Source organism: uncultured Rhodospira sp. (assembly GCF_937138205.1).
Lineage (GTDB): Bacteria > Pseudomonadota > Alphaproteobacteria > Rhodospirillales > Rhodospirillaceae > Rhodospira.
The window spans coordinates 1-17,386 of the sequence record NZ_CAKZOT010000026.1; the positions used below are offsets into that span (position 1 = coordinate 1).

General features: G+C 68.1%; 19 protein-coding genes and 1 tRNA gene. 5 read left to right on the forward strand and 15 right to left on the reverse strand.

The window, feature by feature from the left end; all coding sequences use genetic code 11:
- The first annotated feature begins 133 nt into the window (after positions 1 to 133).
- A complete protein-coding gene (locus Q0309_RS02645) occupies positions 134 to 1,054 on the forward strand; it encodes a DMT family transporter (RefSeq protein ID WP_299437170.1) in 921 nt (306 codons plus the stop codon).
- A 532-nt stretch (positions 1,055 to 1,586) separates the two neighbouring features.
- Here Q0309_RS02645 and Q0309_RS02650 read toward each other — a convergent pair.
- From Q0309_RS02650 to Q0309_RS02675, 6 genes are all read right to left on the reverse strand, one after another.
- On the reverse strand, positions 1,587 to 2,741 hold the full coding sequence (locus tag Q0309_RS02650) for a glycerate kinase (protein WP_299437172.1): 1,155 nt from the start codon (positions 2,739 to 2,741) through the stop codon (positions 1,587 to 1,589).
- A gap of 329 nt (positions 2,742 to 3,070) precedes the next feature.
- The gene (locus tag Q0309_RS02655; protein WP_299437174.1) at positions 3,071 to 3,223 is read right to left on the reverse strand and encodes a hypothetical protein; all 153 of its coding nucleotides are present in this window, start codon (positions 3,221 to 3,223) and stop codon (positions 3,071 to 3,073) included.
- 523 nt (positions 3,224 to 3,746) lie between these two features.
- Positions 3,747 to 3,822, reverse strand: a tRNA-Phe gene (locus Q0309_RS02660).
- Between the two features lie 99 nt (positions 3,823 to 3,921).
- Complete coding sequence (locus tag Q0309_RS02665) at positions 3,922 to 4,404, reverse strand: PGPGW domain-containing protein (protein WP_299437176.1); 483 nt, start codon at positions 4,402 to 4,404, stop codon at positions 3,922 to 3,924.
- Positions 4,405 to 4,459: 55 nt separating this feature from the next.
- Positions 4,460 to 5,038, reverse strand: a complete 579-nt coding sequence (locus tag Q0309_RS02670) for a YqaA family protein (RefSeq protein ID WP_299437178.1) — start codon at positions 5,036 to 5,038, stop codon at positions 4,460 to 4,462.
- Between the two features lie 91 nt (positions 5,039 to 5,129).
- Positions 5,130 to 5,420: a sulfurtransferase TusA family protein gene (locus tag Q0309_RS02675; RefSeq protein ID WP_299437180.1), complete on the reverse strand. Its 291-nt coding sequence runs from the start codon at positions 5,418 to 5,420 to the stop codon at positions 5,130 to 5,132.
- A gap of 339 nt (positions 5,421 to 5,759) precedes the next feature.
- On the opposite strand from Q0309_RS02675, the gene Q0309_RS02680 reads away from it, so the two are divergent.
- Both Q0309_RS02680 and Q0309_RS02685 read left to right on the forward strand, forming a co-directional pair.
- A complete protein-coding gene (locus Q0309_RS02680; RefSeq protein WP_299437182.1) occupies positions 5,760 to 6,134 on the forward strand; it encodes a rhodanese-like domain-containing protein in 375 nt (124 codons plus the stop codon).
- A gap of 343 nt (positions 6,135 to 6,477) precedes the next feature.
- Positions 6,478 to 6,999, forward strand: a complete 522-nt coding sequence (locus Q0309_RS02685; RefSeq protein WP_299437184.1) for a universal stress protein — start codon at positions 6,478 to 6,480, stop codon at positions 6,997 to 6,999.
- Positions 7,000 to 7,017: 18 nt separating this feature from the next.
- On the opposite strand, the gene ligA is transcribed toward Q0309_RS02685, so the two are convergent.
- The 5 genes from ligA to Q0309_RS02710 form a co-directional block, all read right to left on the reverse strand.
- Positions 7,018 to 9,120, reverse strand: a complete 2,103-nt coding sequence (gene ligA, locus Q0309_RS02690) for an NAD-dependent DNA ligase LigA (protein ID WP_299437186.1) — start codon at positions 9,118 to 9,120, stop codon at positions 7,018 to 7,020.
- A complete protein-coding gene (locus Q0309_RS02695) occupies positions 9,117 to 9,821 on the reverse strand; it encodes a fumarylacetoacetate hydrolase family protein (protein WP_299437188.1) in 705 nt (234 codons plus the stop codon). The genes ligA and Q0309_RS02695 overlap by 4 nt, the downstream gene beginning before the upstream one ends.
- 213 nt (positions 9,822 to 10,034) lie before the next feature.
- The gene (locus Q0309_RS02700; RefSeq protein WP_299437190.1) at positions 10,035 to 10,727 is read right to left on the reverse strand and encodes a glutathione S-transferase N-terminal domain-containing protein; all 693 of its coding nucleotides are present in this window, start codon (positions 10,725 to 10,727) and stop codon (positions 10,035 to 10,037) included.
- 109 nt (positions 10,728 to 10,836) lie between these two features.
- Positions 10,837 to 11,361: an invasion associated locus B family protein gene (locus Q0309_RS02705; RefSeq protein ID WP_299437193.1), complete on the reverse strand. Its 525-nt coding sequence runs from the start codon at positions 11,359 to 11,361 to the stop codon at positions 10,837 to 10,839.
- 163 nt (positions 11,362 to 11,524) lie between these two features.
- Entirely contained in the window at positions 11,525 to 12,148 is a 624-nt protein-coding gene (locus Q0309_RS02710) for an RNA methyltransferase (RefSeq protein ID WP_299437195.1), read from the reverse strand.
- Positions 12,149 to 12,250: 102 nt separating this feature from the next.
- Here Q0309_RS02710 and Q0309_RS02715 point away from each other — a divergent pair, with 102 nt between their 5' ends.
- Positions 12,251 to 13,234, forward strand: a complete 984-nt coding sequence (locus Q0309_RS02715) for an NADPH:quinone oxidoreductase family protein (protein ID WP_299437197.1) — start codon at positions 12,251 to 12,253, stop codon at positions 13,232 to 13,234.
- A 391-nt stretch (positions 13,235 to 13,625) separates the two neighbouring features.
- Here the strand turns inward: Q0309_RS02715 and Q0309_RS02720 are convergent, their stop codons facing one another.
- Entirely contained in the window at positions 13,626 to 14,732 is a 1,107-nt protein-coding gene (locus Q0309_RS02720; RefSeq protein WP_299437199.1) for an alpha/beta fold hydrolase, read from the reverse strand.
- A gap of 218 nt (positions 14,733 to 14,950) precedes the next feature.
- Here Q0309_RS02720 and Q0309_RS02725 point away from each other — a divergent pair, with 218 nt between their 5' ends.
- Positions 14,951 to 15,661: a hypothetical protein gene (locus tag Q0309_RS02725; RefSeq protein ID WP_299437201.1), complete on the forward strand. Its 711-nt coding sequence runs from the start codon at positions 14,951 to 14,953 to the stop codon at positions 15,659 to 15,661.
- A gap of 18 nt (positions 15,662 to 15,679) precedes the next feature.
- Here the strand turns inward: Q0309_RS02725 and Q0309_RS02730 are convergent, their stop codons facing one another.
- From Q0309_RS02730 to Q0309_RS02740, 3 genes are all read right to left on the reverse strand, one after another.
- Positions 15,680 to 16,609 carry a 3-keto-5-aminohexanoate cleavage protein gene (locus tag Q0309_RS02730; protein WP_299437203.1) on the reverse strand — a complete coding sequence of 310 codons (930 nt, stop codon included), beginning with the start codon at positions 16,607 to 16,609 and terminating at the stop codon, positions 15,680 to 15,682.
- 57 nt (positions 16,610 to 16,666) lie between these two features.
- Positions 16,667 to 17,089: a hypothetical protein gene (locus Q0309_RS02735; RefSeq protein ID WP_299437205.1), complete on the reverse strand. Its 423-nt coding sequence runs from the start codon at positions 17,087 to 17,089 to the stop codon at positions 16,667 to 16,669.
- The coding region (locus Q0309_RS02740) for a hypothetical protein (RefSeq protein ID WP_299437207.1) at positions 17,076 to 17,386 on the reverse strand (311 nt) is incomplete at its 5' end. The genes Q0309_RS02735 and Q0309_RS02740, both read right to left, overlap by 14 nt.

The window sequence follows — 17,386 nt, forward strand, 5'->3', positions numbered from 1 at the left end:
ATGTCGCGCGAGGCGTCCGGCGACGGGCGTCCCAGATGAATGGCCATCCATCGCGCTTCGGAGCGATCCGGGGCGCGGGGACAGAACCCGGCTTACAGGCCATCTGACGCTAGACTTCATGGGGACGGCCGGCATGGGTTTTTTGGCACTTGTGTTCGTGTCCATGCTGTGGGGCTCGTCCTTTCTGATCATCAAGATCGTCGCCGGAACGTTCGATCCGCTGACCATCGCCGCCGGACGGCTCGCCGTGGCGGCGGTCTGCATGATGGCGGTGGCCGCGGCCGTCGGTGCCCAGCTGCCCCGGGACCTGGGCACGTGGCTTTGGCTGCTCGTCCTGGCGGCCGTGGGGCAGATGGCGCCGTTCTTCCTGCTCGGCATGAGCGGTCACCTGACCAGCAGCGTCAACATGGCGACGATGATGGCCGCGTCACCGCTGTGTACGCTTTTTCTGGGGATGCTGTTCCCGTCGCTGCGGGAGCCACGCGGCCTTCGCACCTGGCTCGGCATTCTGGTGGGTCTGGGCGGCGTGCTCCTGGTCCTCGGCGTTCCCGCGAGCGACGGCGCCGGCTGGACGGACTGGGCCGGCAAGGGCCTGGCCGGGCTCGCCGCCGCCGGCTACGCCCTGGGCGCTTTGATCTCGCGGCGGCTCGCGGGCCGGGTCGGGCTGACCGCGACGGTGGCCATGACCCTGACGATATCGGCCGGCGTGCTGGGGGTGGTGTGGGGGATCACCGAGGCGCCCGGGATGCTCGGGTCCGGCCCGCCCGAGGCCGGGCCACTTGCGGCTCTGGTGCTTCTTGGGGCCACCAACACGGCCCTGGCGTACGTCGTGTACTATTGGCTGGTGCGTCACGAAGGGGCGACGTTCGCCGCGTTGCACAACTATCTCGTTCCGGCCTTCGGGGTCGTATTGGGGGCCTTGGTCCTCGGCGAGGTCATGGCGCCGACGTCGCTGATCGGTCTCGCGGTCATTCTGGCTGGCGTGGCGATCGTGCGGGGCGTGGGACTTGGCCCCGCGCGGTGGCTTTCCGTGCCGCGTCCGTCGGGCCGGTAATACCGTCCGACGAATGAACTGACTTCATTCGTCGGACGGCCGGCGCGCCTCTGGCATCGCTTCGCGATGCCAGCTTTAACCAAAATGGGGCCGGCGCCCACGGCGCCGCTTCGCGGCGCCGACAAAGTTTGGCCGCCCTTTGGGCGGCCGGGGCCGCGGAGCCGCGCGCCCCTTTGGGGCGCTGCGGCGAGAAAAACAAAGACTCAACAACGCCGGTGGGGCGTCGTGACGGCCGAACGAGTCAATTCTATCGTCGGGCGGAATAAGGGAACGAGCCCCGGTCATACGGGATTCGGATGAATGATTCGGGTTCGGAGTGTGCCGCCCATCTCTTCCCCCGGGAGGCAATCATATTCACAATTCTTTTCCCGCCAAGCTGGGGTTGACGGCCCAGACGGAAAGTGATCCGTCATTGCGAACCCTCCTCGCAAGACGAGGGTGAAGCAATACAGAGCGTATAACGCAAATATCCGCCCTGGATTGCTTGGTCGCTTCTTTCCTCACAATGACAAACAGAAACACGTTGTATGAATCAGATAGACCCCGCGCCCAGGATGATCCCCAGCCGCAGCGTCGCCATCAGACGCGCCGCCGCCCGCTCGATCAGATCCGGACCGTTGGCCATGGCCTCGGCCAGGGTCATCGGCCGGTCGACAATGGGCAGGACCGCCGCCAAGCCGGCCTGTCGGAATGTGGCCAGCTCCCCGTCGATGGACCCGGCGAAGGCGATGGTGGGGACCCCCGCCGCCTGGGCCATGCGGGCAATGCTGACCGGCACCTTTCCGACCAGGGACTGGGCATCCAGGCGGCCTTCACCCGTGATCACCAGATCGGCGCCGGCGATGCGCGCCTTCAGGTCGGCGATGTCGGAGATCAGGGTGAAACCGTCGCGGACCTCCACCCCTTCCAGGACCGAGCGCAGCAGATAGCCGACCCCCCCGGCGGCGCCGCTGCCGGCGTCGTCGCGCCGGTCCACGCCGGTGGTGCGCACGACCACATCGGCGAACCGTGCCATGCCGGCCTCGAAGGCCTCGATCTCGTCCGCCGTCACCCCCTTCTGCGGGCCGAACACGGCGATCGCTCCTTCGGGACCCAGCAGCGGGCTGGAGACGTCCGACGCGATGGTCAGACGCAGGGAGCGGACACGCGCATCAAGCCCGGACAGATCCATCGCTGTGGTGTGGCCGAGGGCTCCACCCGCGCCGCGCACTGGCTGGCCCTGGCCATCCAGGAACCGCGCGCCGAGCGCCGCCAGCAGGCCAGTGCCGCCATCAACGGTCGCGCTGCCCCCCAGGCCAAGGATCACGTGTTCGGCGCCGCGCTCCAGCGCATCCTGGATCAGGTCGCCGGTGCCGCCGGTCGAGGCCGCGTGCGGGTTGAGCGCGCCGCCCATCAGCGGCAGTCCGGACGCCGCCGCCAGTTCGATGACCGCCAGCCGCCGCGCGGCGACCCAGCCGTAAGCGGCGGCCACCGGTCGGTCGAGCGGATCGCGCGCGGTGACGGTGACGATCTCGCCGCCGAGCAGGCCGGTCACCGCCTCGACGGTGCCCTCGCCGCCATCGGCCATGGGCACGAGCGATGTCTCGATCGTGTCGCCGACCCTGTGCAGACCGGCCTCGATGGCCCGCGCGACGCACAGGCTGGTGGCGGATCCCTTGAACGAGTCCGGGGCGATGACGACCCTCATGGCACCGATCTCCTGGCAGCACCGCGACGTCGGAGTATGCCCCATCCGCCGCCCCGCGCCAGCCCTCTCCCTCAGACCACGCAACCGCGCCGGCACGCCGACCGATCCCAATGTTTATGATGGGTATTTCCGCTTCCCAGTCCACAAAATAAGGTGGCGTCTTTCCAGGTGTCGGCGGCCAGGTGTCGGCGGAAGGTGGGGCACGAGCTATGCCCGATTGTGGGCGACGGCTTGGTTGTAAACCGGCTCGGCAAATTGACTCGTAATAGGCAGGGGGGCATTCCACGTAACATATTGAAAGTTATTAACTTCTCCGCCAGCGACAGGTATCAGCCGACGCGCATGTTTCCAGGCTGACGCAGCCAAATGGCGTTGTGCCGCCCGGCGAAGTCGGCCAAGCCCTGGCGCAGGTCCTCAATGGCGGCGAAGTGGGTGACCCACAGCAGTTGCTCCTTCAGGGTTCGGATTCCCGTCTCACGCAAGCACGATGCATTCGGCCCTTTTTAGTTGCGTCTGGGTCGATTGTAATATTAGAATGGGATATTCCACAAGTCAAAGAACGAGTTACTGGCTTTGGTCGAGAAATGGGAAAGAATGCAAGTAATGATGTGCTATCGATCACCCTGGACAAGGAACTGAAAGCATCGCGGAGTAGTGGGATGGCCTCGGTGCCGTTTCACAATCCACCTGTCGCCGGGTCGAAATAACACCGCCCAGCTCTATAGGATGTAGGGGACGGTTGGATTTTGAGACGGATCCGGCTGGGGACCGGCGTGGGGACTGGATCTTTAACGGCCGCAGCTTTGGAAGAGGTCCAAATCAGGTGGTTCGAAATGGGCAGACGAGGCCCCAGAGGCAAGCACGATGCGTCCCTGGCGGGCGATTGTCCTGGGTCGGCGTCGGATACCCCAGATGTGACCCCAGATGTTACCCCAGTCCTTTCAACGGCCCTTGCCCAAAAAAAGCAAAACCCCCGAAAGGCGTTACCTTTCAGGGGCTTAGAAATGGTGCCCAGGGACAGATTCGAACTGCCGACACGGGGATTTTCAGTCCCCTGCTCTACCAACTGAGCTACCTGGGCGCCGGGGCCGATCCGGACAGCGGAGCGGCGGGCTCGCGACGCCGGAGCGCCGTGGGGACGCTTTCTTATGGGAATTCCCCGGCGCTGTCAAATACGGTTTCATCCCTGTGACGATGGCGCGGACTCCGGGGCGGGCTCGCCGCCCGGTCCGCCCCCGTACGGCGGTCGCGCAGGGTCGCGGTCGTCGGCATCGGCCGCGCTGTCCCATGTGCGGTCACGGCCGGGGTCGCGGCCTTGGTCCGGTGTCGTCTGGTCGATGACCGCGCGGAGCGGCGACGGCAGGCGCGGGGCCGCCTTTTGCATCGCCCGGTCCAGCGCCGGCAGGCGGGTGCGGGTCCAGCGGATCGCCGAGCGGGCCGCATGGGACTCTTGGGCCAACAGGACCAAGCCGAGGGCGATGAGGATGAGCCCGACGGGGATCGGCATCGGCCACGTGATCAGGCCCGCCACCAGCAAGACAAGTCCGCCACCGACGCGGGCGGCGCGGTGCACCGGGTGGCGCCGCTTGGGCGGTCCGTCCGCACTGTCCGGGGCGTCCGCGCCATCGGCGGCGGGCGGTTCGGGATCGGGTGGCGTCATCATAGCCCGTGATATGGCTCGGCCCCCGCCGGCCGCAAGGGACAAAGACGCGGCCGGATCACAGCAGCTTGAGCGCCAGGAACCCACCGAGCAGCAGCACGAACCCCAGCGTCACCAGAAGCCCCAGGCGCCGCTCGATGAAGGCCCGCACAGGATCGCCCCAGGCCCACAGCAACGCCGCGACCAGGAAAAACCGCGCCCCGCGCGACAACACCGAGGCGATGCCGAACACCCACGGGTCGAGTTGGGTGACGCCGCTGGCAATGGTGATCACCTTGTAGGGGATGGGCGTCACACCGCCCGCCGCCACGATCCATGCGCCCCATTCGTTGTACAGCGCCTGGAACGCCTCGAAGCGGTCCAGGTAGCCGTAGACCTCCAGAATCGGCTGGCCCACGACTTCGAACAGGAACAGGCCGATGCCGTACCCGGCGAACCCGCCCGCCACGCTGGCCAGGGTACAGACGCCCGCGATCAGCCACGCCTGGCGCGGCCGTGCCAGGACCATGGGAATCAGCAGGACATCCGGCGGAATGGGAAAGACCGAGCTTTCGAGAAACGAGACGACGGCCAGCGCCGCCAAGGCGTAGCGGGTCGCCGCCAGCCGCATGGTCCAGTCGTAGGTCTTGCGTAGCACCGCCGCCCCCCTGTGTCCCGCCGCCCGATCGCGCCAGCGGCCCAGCGGTTCTAGCAGGCGCCCCGGCGCCGGGCAACGGAGCCGCAGCGTGTCAACCGGGCCGGCGGCGCAGCCAGTGCCGGAACAGACTCTCGCCCTCGGTGCGCTGCGCCACAAGCTCGGCGGCCCCCTGGGCGCTGAACCGGCGCATGTCCTCCACGCTGGCCGGGTCACTGGCGACGACCTCCAGCACCTGCCCCGGGGCCATGCCGCGCAGCGTCTTCTGGGCGCGCAGCACCGGCAGCGGGCAGCGCAGGTCGCGCGCGTCGAGGGTCTGATCCGGCTCCGGGGGCGCGTCGCCGGACTCGGGGGCAGCGGCGGGCAGCGGACGCGGTTCACTCATGAGGACGGGCACTTTCGCACGGGTTCGGGACGCCGAAAGGGTCGGGGCTTGCGAAACTATATCGAACGGAGCATAACGAAAGGCAAGGGGGTGTCAAAAGAAGGGGGTGCGCCTCCGCCAAAAGCTTGACCCCGTTTTTCATTCGAACAATATTAAACTAGTGAGATGGGGTCGGCTGATCCAGCGGCACCCGGTCAACGTCCAACCATGGCCGTCCAAGGCCAACCGCGTCAACGGTCTGGGCGGAACGGATCGGACGGCCAGACGGACAGGCGCAACGGATCCAACAAAAGGGCCGATGTCGTCTTGGCATCCGCCCCCGGACGCGAGGTCACGCCGATGTTCGACAGCCTCCCGGACCCCAGATCGCTGATCCAGCAGAGCCCCCCTGTGCACCTGGTGACGGCGGCCGTGGCGCTCGCCTGGTACACGGCGGACTCCGCGGTGATCATCGATGTCCGCGAGCGGTTCGAACGCGCGCTTGAACACGTTCCGGGAACCCTCCTGCGGCCCCTGTCGACGTTCGATCCCTACCAAAGCCCACCGACCCATGGCCGCCGTTTGCTCCTCATGTGCGCCGTCGGCGTCCGCTGCGAGCCGGCCGCGCTGGCGCTCGTGCAGGCGGGTCACCCTGGCCCGGTCTACCGAGTCGAGGGCGGACTCAGCGCCTGGTGCCGGGCCGGCGGCCCCGTCATGGTCGGATCCTCGGCGTGAGCCCGCACATCCACGCCCACACCGTAGGGCCTTGAACGGTCTCATTTTAAGGTTTTGTGGCAGCTCGGTGGCATCTCTGTGACAGCCTGCCCGACAACAAGCTGTTTGCACGACCGCGATGGCCCGTGGACAATATGGGGTTACGTGACTTCGCTGGCCGTGGGCCGGTCGGGGTTGCCGAGCGCCGTGTACCCTGGCTTCCGTCAACGGGAGCCATCCCGATCCCGAAAACGGGCGGGACGCGGCGTCGCTGTCCCAGGGGATCGCTTTGGGCCATATGGATGAGGGGGCAGGACGCCCATCCTGCGGCGAGGTCCGGGACGAGCGGGAGGGAGGAACCGCCATGCTCTTCAGCACTGTCCTGCGCCAGGAGGAGGTTCACGCCTCCTCGACCGTCAGCCCCGACCACCGCACCTTCCTGGTGGTCGTCGACCAATCTGCCGAGATGCGGGCCGCCCTGCGCTTCGCCTGCCGTCGCGCCACCGCCACGGGGGGACACGTCGCGCTTCTGCACGTCAGCCAGCCGACCGAGTTCGAACACTGGATGTTCGTCGGCAAGCGGATGCGCGACGAGGCCCGCGAGAGCGCCGAGGGGCTGCTGCAGCGCAATGCGTCGCTCGTCAACCGCATGACCGGGCACATGCCGGCCCTGTTCGTGCGCGAGGGCGACCAGACCGACGAACTGCTCGACCTGCTGGACGAGGAGCCGAACATCTCCATCGTCGTGCTGGCCACCAGTGCCGGCCCGAAGGGACCCGGACCGTTGGTCACGGCCCTGACGGGCAAGCACGCGCACCGGCTACGGGTGCCGTTGACCCTGGTGCCGGGCGGCCTGACGGACGCGGAGATCGACGATTTGGCGTGATGGAGGCGAGAAGCGGGCTTACGCGCCGCCACTCATCTCCAGGAACTCGGCCTCGCTGAGTGTCGTGACGCCCAGGTCGCGCGCCTTGGCGGCCTTGCCGCCGGCGTCGGCGCCGACGACCACATAGTCCGTCTTGGCCGAGACACTCCCGGTGACCTTGGCGCCCAGGGTCTGGGCGCGGGCCTTGGCCTCGGCGCGCGAAAGGGTCTCCAGCGTGCCGGTGAACACGACGGTCTTGCCGGCCAGTGGGCTGTCGCCGGCCGTCTCGGCGCGCTCGAACGGCCGCACGTCAAGCTGCGCGGCCAGATCGTCCAGCACCGTCTGGTTATGGTCCTCGTGGAAGAAGGCGAGGATGTCCCGGGCCACGCTGGTGCCCACGTCGTTGATGTTGACCAGGGCCTTGTAGGCGTCGGAGTCCGGGTCCTGGGCTTCGGCCATGGCGGCGCGCAAGGCCTCCAACGAGCCGTAGTGCCCGGCCAGCAACCGGGCCGTGGCTTGGCCCACCTGCCGGATGCCAAGGGCGTAAATGAACCGGTCCAGGCTGATGACGCGGCGGTCGTTGATGGACCGGAACAGGTTGCGCGCCGAGGTCTCGCCCCAACCCTCGCGCGCCTTGATGCGGTCGGCCGCCGTCTCCTCCAGCCGGAAGATGTCGCCCGGACCCTGGATCAGCCCGTCCTGAAAGAACGCCTCGACCGCCTTGGACCCCAGCCCCTCGATGTCGAACGCATTGCGGGAGACGAAGTGCTTCAGCCGCTCGACCGCCTGCGCCGGGCAGATCAGCCCGCCGGAGCAGCGGCGCACCGCCTCGCCCTCGGGGCGCGGCGCCTCGGACCCGCACACGGGGCAATGGTCGGGAAAGGCGAAGGGCGCGGCGTCGTCGGGCCGCGCCTCCAGGACCACGGACACCACCTGGGGGATGACGTCGCCGGCGCGCTGGATGATGACCGTGTCGCCCGCGCGGATATCTTTGCGGCGGATTTCGTCCTCGTTGTGCAGGGTGGCGCGCGCGACGACGACGCCGCCCACCGTCACCGGGTCCAGCCGCGCCACCGGGGTCAACGCGCCGGTGCGGCCGACCTGAACCTCAATGGACCGCAGCACCGTGCGCGCCTGCTCGGCCGGGAACTTGTGCGCCGTCGCCCAGCGCGGCGCCCGGCTGACGAAGCCCAGCCGCTTCTGCCAGTCCACCCGGTCGACCTTGTAGACCACACCGTCGATGTCATAGGGCAGGTCCGCCCGGCGCGCGGCGAGATCGTCATAGGCCGCCAGCGCCGCCTCGACATCCTCGCACAGCCGCGTTTCCGGATTGACCGGCAGGCCCCAGGCGCGCAGCCGGTCGAGAAAATCATGGTGGCTGGCCACCTCCAGCCCCCGCACCTCGCCCCAGGAATAGGCGAACAGTCGCAAGGGCCGTGTCGCGGTGACCTCGGGGTTCTTCTGCCGCAGCGACCCGGCCGCCGCGTTGCGCGGATTGGCGGGCGGCTTCTTCTCGCCGGCCTCGACCTGACGCTCCCGGAAGGCCAGGAAGTCGTCGCGCGTCATGTAGACTTCGCCCCTGATCTCGACCACCGGCGGCGGTTCGTCCGTGGCCAAGCGGTCGGGCACGTCGTCCAGGGTGCGGATGTTGGCGGTGATGTCCTCGCCCTCGGTGCCGTCGCCGCGTGTGGCCGCCTGCACCAGCCGGCCATCCTCGTAGCGCAGAGAGACCGACAGGCCGTCGATCTTCGGTTCCGCCACCAGGGCCAGGGGCTCGTCGTCGGCCAGCTTCAGGAACCGGCGGATGCCGGCGGCGAATTCGGCCACCTCGGCGCGCTCGAACACGTTGCCCAGCGACAGCATGGGCACGCGGTGGGCGACCTTGCCGAAGCCCGGGGCCGGCGCCGCGCCCACCCGCCGCGACGGGCTGTCGTCGCGCACCAGATCGGGGAAGCGCGCCTCGATGGCGGCATTGCGCCGCACCAGGGCGTCATAGGCGGCGTCGCTGATCTCCGGCGCGGCCTGCTGGTGATACAGCGCGTCGTGGCGCGCGATCTCCTCGGCCAGCCGCGCCAGTTCGGCGGTGGCCTCCATCGGCGTCAGGTCGTCCGGGTCTTTGGAATTGGGCGTGGGGGCAGTCATGACCGGGGCGGGACCAGGGTCACCTCCAGCGGGGCCAGACCGCCGACCAGGGCCACCAGATGATCGCCTGGCCCGCACGCCCCGACGCCGGCCGGCGTGCCGGTGAAGATCAGGTCGCCGGCTTGTAGGTCCCACAACCCGGACAGGTGATGGATGATCTCCGGCACCGACCAGATCATCTGCGACAGGTCGCCGTTCTGCCGCATCGTGCCGTTGACCGTCAGCCGAATCGGGCCGTGCGTCAGGTGGCCATCCAGGCTTTCCAGCGGCGAAAGAACACCGACCGGGGCGCCCAGGTCGAAGCCCTTGGCGGCGTCCCACGGCTCGCCGGCCTTCTTGGCCTTGGCCTGAAGGTCGCGGCGCGTCAGGTCGATGCCCACGGCGTAGCCGTACACGGCGTCGAGGGCGCGGGCCGTGGGGATGCCGCGCCCGCCGCCCTTCAGGGCGACCACCAGTTCGACCTCGTGGTGCAGTTCGGCCGTGGCGGGGGGATAGGGCACCTCACCGCCCTCCGGCAACACGGTGTCCGCCGGCTTGGTGAAGAACACGGGCGGGCTGCGGGTCGGGTCCTCCCCCATCTCGCGCGTATGGTCCGCGTAGTTGCGGCCGACGCAGAACACGCGGCGCACGGGGAATCGGCCTGTCTCGCCCGCCACCGGCAGGCTGGTGCGGGGATGGGGGGGAATGACGAACTCGGACATGACGGCACCCCTTGCTGAAGTCGACGCACCTTAATCCAGTCCCCGGCGAAACGGAAACCGTTCGCGTCGGGTTCCGTGGCGACCCCATTGCGGCCATCGTTTCGGGTGCGGGCTGGCTTGACAAGCGGGCCCGAGCCCATCCGTTCATTCAAGACACAGCGGCCCGCCTCGATCCGGGGGCGGGCCGTTAGCGGTTCGCGATCATGCCGCCGATCACCGCGCCGTCTGGCCGAACAGAACCTTGCGCGCGTCGTCGCTGGCCGGATTGAAGTCCTTTCGCCACGCCTCGCCGACGCGCCGCCCCTTCTCCACCGGCGGGCGGGCGGCGATCTCGTGGAACCAGCGTTTCAGGTGCGGGAAATCGTCCAGGGTCTGCCCCTGGCGATCGTGCGGCACCACCCACGTCCACGAGGCGATGTCGGCGATGGAATAGTCGTCGCCGGCCAAGTAGGGCACCTGGCCCAGCCGCGTGTTCATCACGCCGTAGAGGCGGTTGACCTCCTTGGTATAGCGCTCGATGGCGTAGGGCACCTGCTCCGGCGCGTACTGGCGGAAATGGTGGGCCTGACCGGCCATCGGCCCCAGGCCGCCGATCTGCCAGTGCAGCCATTCATTGACCCGCACGCGGCCGCGCAGGTCGGTGGGCAGAAAACGGCCGTGCTTGTCGGCCAGATAGGTCAGGATGGCGCCGGATTCGAACACACTGAGCGGTTCGCCACCGTCGGCCGGCTCTGAATCGATGATCGCCGGCATCCGGTTGTTGGGCGAGATGGCCAGGAACTCCGGCGTGAACTGCTCGCCCTTGGTGATGTTGATCGGGTGGACCGTGTAGGGAACGCCCAGTTCCTCCAGCAGGATGGTCACCTTCAGGCCGTTGGGTGTGGGCCAGAAATACAGGTCGATCATGGAACCTCAGCACGTGTGGATGGCCTGCGCGGCGTGGCCTTCCACATGGGACCGCAGAGGCGGGCCGCAAGGGCCGCGGGGCCCGCGCCGCTCCGGCGGAGGCGCCGGCTTACTGACACTCGCTGGTGATGGCTTCGTGCGCGTTGGTGAAGCCCATTAGCGAGTAAGTGTCGGTGGTCCGCGTGCCGCGCGACGAGGTGCCGACCACGGTCATCCGGCCGCCGGCCTTCATGGCGCTGACCAGCTTGGCGTCGTCCTCGTCATAGGCCCAGGCGGTCTCGTCATGGGTGAACAGCGTGAAGTCCTTGCTGCCGTCCACGGAGACGGAGACCTCGCTCTGCTCCATGTAGGGGTAGCCGGCGACGAAGCTGACCACGTTGCGCGCGCCCTCGGCCGGACGGTGGCTGACGATGGCGAAGATGTCGCCGCGCCGCGTGTAGTTGCCCTCATCCTTTTGGGGCCGGCTGGCGATGTAGCAGACCTTGTTGCCGCCTTCGTCATAGGTATACGCGGTCCAGTCCCGGAACTTGCCGATGGTCCTGACGTCCTGCGCCAGGGCCGGCGGCGCCAGGACGGCCGCGCTGGTCGTGGCCAGGATGGCGAGGGCAAGCAGGCCGCGCAGGGATGGAATCATCGTTGTCGATCCTCCTGGATGGACGGACCCAGGCCGACCGCACGGACGCGGCCCCGGGGCTTCGGGTGCGAACTGTGCCGTGTGGTCCGGTCGGGATCAAGCCTTGAACCGCCGACCACGTGAGGGAAGAGCACCAATGCGGCCAAGACATGGCGATGCCCGGTCACGAGTCATCCACGCCGCGAGAACCGGTGCGCCCGGCGCGTTCCAGTTGCTCTGTCTCGGCCAGCTCGGCCAGCGGCGCCGGCGCCCGATGCGCCTCCATGGTCCGGAAGGTGGGCCAACCGTGGACGTGCTCGGCCAGCGGCGCGCGCGGTCCGCCCTCGGCCACCGGACGCGGCGCGAAGCGGCCCCGGCTGATGAGACGATCGTACATGACGATCACCCCGGCCATGCCGAGGTTGAGCGAGAACCGCGTCGGGATCTTGACGATGAAATCGCACCGCGCGGCCATCTCGGGTGACAGGCCGTATCGCTCCGCGCCCAGGATGTAGGCGGCGCGCAACGGATGCTGGAAGCTGGGCAGGTCGATGGAGTCGTCGAACAGCTCGACGCCCACCAGCTTGCAGCCGTCCGGCAGCACGAGCGACGCGGCGTCGGGAACCGCGTAGAAGGGCACCTGCCCGGTGCTGTCCGACGTGTCCGTGGTTTGTCCGGCCCGGCGCGGATAGCTGGCCGCCACGGTGAACACGAAACTGGCGCCGAAGGCGTGCGCCGAGCGGAACACGCTGCCCACGTTATAGGGCTTGCTGACGCGTTCGACGCCGATGCCGAAATAGCCGCGCATGGACGCTCCGCCATTGTTGCGGTTTGGGGATGGGGCGAAATCCGGCATCATGCCGATCGACATCCCCGGATCAAGCCCCACGCCATCATGGGAGAGCCATTCATGCGCGCCGCCGTCTGCCCTGCCATCTCGTCCTACAAGGAATTGCGCGTCGAGGACGTCCCGGTTCCGCCCATGGTTCCCGGCGGCGTGCGTATCCGTGTCGCCACCGCCGGCCTGAACTTCGCCGACAGCCTGATCACGGCCGGCAAGTACCAGGAGAAGCCGGAGCCGCCCTTCGTGCCCGGGTTCGAACTGGCCGGGACGGTGACGGAGGTGGCGGACGACGTGACCGCCGTTCGTGTGGGCGACCGCGTCATGGCCATGCCCGGCCTGGGCGCCTTCGCCGAGGAGGCCGTGGTGCCCGAGCGCGCCGTCTGGCCGCTGGGGCAGGGCATGGACATGGCCGCCGGCGCCGCCTTTCCCATTGCCTACGGCACGGCGCATTTCGGGCTGTTCGACCGCGCCCGGCTGCAACCCGGCGAGGTGGTGTTGATCCACGGCGCCGCCGGGGGCGTCGGCCTGACCGCCGTGGAGTGCGCCAAGGCCGGCGGGGCCGTGGTGATCGCCACGGCCGGCGGCGCCGACAAGCTGGCGGTCGCCGCCGCGCACGGCGCCGACCACGGCGTCGACTACAAGACCGAGGACGTCCGCGAGCGGGTTCTGGCCCTCACCGACGGACGCGGGGCGGACGTCGTCTATGATCCCGTCGGCGGCCCGGTGTTTGACGCCTCGCTGCGCTGCACCGCGCCGGACGGCCGCCTGCTCGCCGTGGGTTTCGCCAGCGGCACCGTGCCGCAGATTCCGGCCAACCGCCTGCTGGTCAAGAACCTGTCGGTGATCGGCTTCTACTGGGGGGCGTACATGCGGATCGCGCCGGCGCGGGTGCGGACCACCATGGCCGCCCTGGCCACCTGGCACGATCAGGGCCTGTTGCGGCCGCGCGTCTCGGCCGAATACCCGCTCGACCGCGTGGTCGAGGCCGTCGAGGCCCTGCTGGGCCGGGGTGTCTCGGGTAAGCTGGTGTTGCGCTTGGGTGAGGGGTAGGGTCTTCGGGTCCCATCCGATCCGAGTCTTAAATATCCGCGAAGGGGCGCCCAACGCCTGAACCCCCTCCCAACCTCCCCCATACACTATCTGATTCACACAACTTTGTTTCCGTTTGTCATTGCGAGGAGCGCAGCGACGAAGCAATCCAGGGCGAATACTGACGCCTACCGCTCTGGATTGCTTCACCCTCGTCTTGCGACGAGGGTTCGGAATGACGAGTCACGTCCTCGCACGAGCGAAGAGCCGCCGCTTCGGCGGAAACAAGTGTGAGTATGATAGCCCCGTTTACGGGGAGGGTTGGGGTGGGGTCTTGTATAGCCGTCAGGGCAGGAGGATCGGCGGGCCTTCACGACGACACGGATGAGGACAACCGCCGGCACGCGATCGCTCACGCATCCACGTCCAGGCGGTAGCGGCGGCCGGGCTCGACCTCCTGCCGTCCGGGGATGCGGCCCGGCGTGGCCGGCCCCGCCAGCACCGCGCGCACGTCGCGGATGACCTCCTCGCGCAGCCGATAATACTGGTGCCGGCCGTGTGACAGGGTGGTGTCGGCCACCGCCGAGCAGTCGATGGCCGTGATCCGCGTATCCAACCCGCTGAAGGTGCGCGGCCCGGCGGTGCCCAGGCGGTCCATGTTGAACTTGGTCTTGTCGCTGACCTCCAGCGCCAGGTCGTTCTCGGCGTGGTAGACGTGAACGCGCCGCGCCAGTTCCGTCAGCGGCTGAAGCTTGTGGACGTGCTGGAAGCAGTCGTCGTCCTCGTCGGCGGCCATCAGGAACGCGTTGTCGATGATCTTGGGCAGGCGGGCGCCGAAAACGCGTGCCCGCAGGCCCTGGATCGCGTGCCGTAGCGCCCAATTGCCCATGCTGTGGGCCACGAGGTGGACGCGATACGGGCAGCGCTCCCCGCCGGCGGCGTCCTGGGTGTCGAGGAAGTCCAGGAACCGTTTCAGGGCCCGGGCCATGGCCACGCCCGACATCTCGGCGTCGTCGCGGTCGCTGGCGTACATCCACGGCGGCTGCACCTTGCCGTCGGACGGCCAGGCGAACGCCACCGGCAACAGCCGCACCGGCCGGGCCGGCTCGCCGGCGCGCGCGCGCCGTTCGAAGGCGTAGGTCTCGGCGAGTTGCGCGGCACGGACGAGGCTGCTTTCGAACGTGTTCGCGAAGCCGTGAATGAAGATCAGAACCTCGGCCTGGTCCCGGCGCACCGCGTCACGAATCTCCTGAAACAGGCCGGCGCTTCCGGTCCGGCCGCTCTGGGTGTTCTTGCGTGTGGTTTCGGGCACGTCGTTGACATTGGGCACCGCCGGGCGCCGCTCGGGCAACAGGTCCCACTCGACCGTCGCGGCGTCGTCGTCCTCGCCGTGGCGGGTGACCTCGGCGCGGCCGACCCGGTAGAAATGCGGCCCGTCCGCGTGGAACCTGTTGCCGAAGGTCTTGCGGCCGCCGCGCGGCTCTGTGCGGTTGGTGGCGAACCAGACGGTCGTGCTCATGGCGCGCTCTCTCCCTGTGCCGGAGGCCCCGCGCGGCATCCATCAGCCGCCGCGAAACGGCCCCTCGATCGTTCTCTGCCCCCCGGTCGAGACGATAACACGTCCGCCACCGGAACAAAGCGGATCGTGGGCGTCCGACCGGGCAAGGGTGTGGTCAAGCGGGACCGTGACGCCTACAGTGAGGCAATCCCCCTCATTCGGATGGACGGACCAAACCCATGATGGATCGAGGCGCCCCAGCCGGCGCGAAACCGACCGCCCGCCGCGTGACGGCGGGGGCGCTGGCCCTCGTCGCGGCCGTTTTGACTGGCGGCACGGCGCAGCCGCTGCCCGCCGCCGAACGCGCGGCCGTCGTGCCGGTGGCGCCCCTGTCGGTGGCCCTGAATGCCGCCGCCTATCGCCCCCTGCCGGACGGGGCGATGTTCGTCATCCGCCGCGACGACGATTCCCGCGAGCACGACGCGATCCACGCCGCGCTGGCCGCCGCCCTGCCCGCCTCGGCCGGCACCGGCCCGACTCTGGAGATGAGCTTTGACGTCTACGTCATTCGCTCCGGGGTGCCGGTGCTGGGCATGGACATGCTGGAGATGGAGGAGCCGCGCGGCGACGCCGCCCGACAGGCCGAACGGCCACCCAGCGTGGATGCGACCGAGTTGCGCGGCCGCACCGGCGCCCTTGAGGGGAACGTCTTTCACCAGCGCCAGGACAGCTTCGCCGCCGTCATGCGCCTGGAGGTGACGGTGTTCGATCCCCGCACCGGGGCCTACCTGTGGCGGGGCTGGGTGGACTCGCCGCTGAACGGCTTGTCCCGCGCCCAAGTGACCGAGTTGGTGGCCGGACCGCTGCTGGACACGTTGGGCGAAACCGTGGCTGGCCGGACAACGGTGATCGAGGTGCCGGGGGCCATGGGCGGAGCGGCAGGCCGATAGCCCGTTCGCCGGGGCGCCTCAGAACGCCACCCGGTCGCCGCCCTTCAACGCCAGCATCGCGCGCGCCTCGCTGGGCGTGGCGACGGGCCGGCCCAGGCCTTCCAGCACCTGCCGGATGCGCCGCACCTGCTGGGCGTTGCTTTCGGCCAGCACGCCCTTGTCCAGGAACAGGTTGTCCTCCAGCCCGACGCGCACGTTGCCGCCCATGGCCGCCGCCATCGTGGTCAAGGGGATTTGATGCCGGCCCACGCCGAGCACCGAAAACTGATAATTCGTGCCGAACAGCTTGTCCGCCGTGCGTTTCAGGGTCATCAGGTTGTCCGGATCGGCGCCGATGCCGCCGAGAATGCCCAGGCAGAATTGCAGGAACAGCGGCGGCGTGGCGATGCCCCGGTCGACGAAATGGGCCAGGGTGTACAGGTGGCCGACATCGTAGCACTCGTACTCGAACCGGGTGCCGCGCGCCTCGGCCAGGTCGGCGTGCAGGGCCTCGATATCGGCGAAGGTGTTCTTGAACACGAAATCGCGGCTGGCTTCGAGGAAGTCCGGCTCCCACGCGTGGTGCCAGTCGGACCAGCGGTCGAGCGCCTGGAACAGCCCGAAGTTCATGGTGCCCATGTTGCACGAGGCCATCTCGGGGGCCGCGCGGACGGCGGCCTCCATGCGTTGCGCGACCGTCATCGGCATTCCGCCGCCGGTGGAGATGTTCACCACCGCGTCGGTGGCCTGCTTGATGCGCGGCAGGAAGCGCATGAACACGTCCGGATCGGGGGTCGGCCGGCCGGTCTGGGGATCGCGCGCGTGCAGGTGCAGGATGGCCGCCCCCGCCTCCGCCGCCGCGATCGCCTGCTCGGCGATCTGGTCGGGCGTGATGGGCAGATGCGGGCTCATGGTCGGCGTATGAACCGACCCCGTGACGGCGCATGTGATGATGACGGGGGTGGGCAAGGAGGAACCCTTCGAAAAGAAAGATGCTTCGCCGGCGCGCTCGGCCGAACTCGTGCGTCAGGATGCGAGTTCCTGCAAGACTCCGTCGTAAACGTCATCGCCGTTCATGGCGCTAAACCGGACACCTCCAAAAAAGGACTCGGCCAACGCACCCACGCTGTCACCTTCCTCCAGAACCTGTGGGATAAACAGGCGAGATCCGAGCGATTTCTCCGAAATATAAACAAGAACATCTTCAAGATCAAATCTATCTATAATGTGTCCCTTCTCGTTCGATACTTCTATGCTATGCCATTCTTCATGGCATTCTTCCCCCGTATACGCAAATTTATGCTTCTCAAGAGTAATTGAGGATCTTGTGAAATCCGTGACGAACGCACCCTCGCGGACCCCTTCCCGCCACTGGATCCGTCCTTCCACCGTCTTGTTGATCAGGCCGGAAACAAGGCGGGCGCGCTTTTCCATGTCAACCTGTGCCATTTCTGTTCTCCCTTCGTCCCGCCGCCTCCAGATCGCGCAGAAACCCGCGAAGGTTCGAAAACACGTCATGGAATCTGTGGTACTTCTGTTTTTCCGCTTCTCGGGAAGCGTCGGCATTCGGGTCTCTCGGGTCCTCAAAATCCTGCCCCGACAGATCGCGGTGGATCTCGCACAGGTCGTTCACATACCTCTGGATTTCCCGGCGATCTTCCAGACTCCTCACATGGGGTCCATGACGCAGTCGGTCCAGGAAGTCGATGAGCCAATCCAGCTTGTCCGGCACCGCATGGCGCTTGT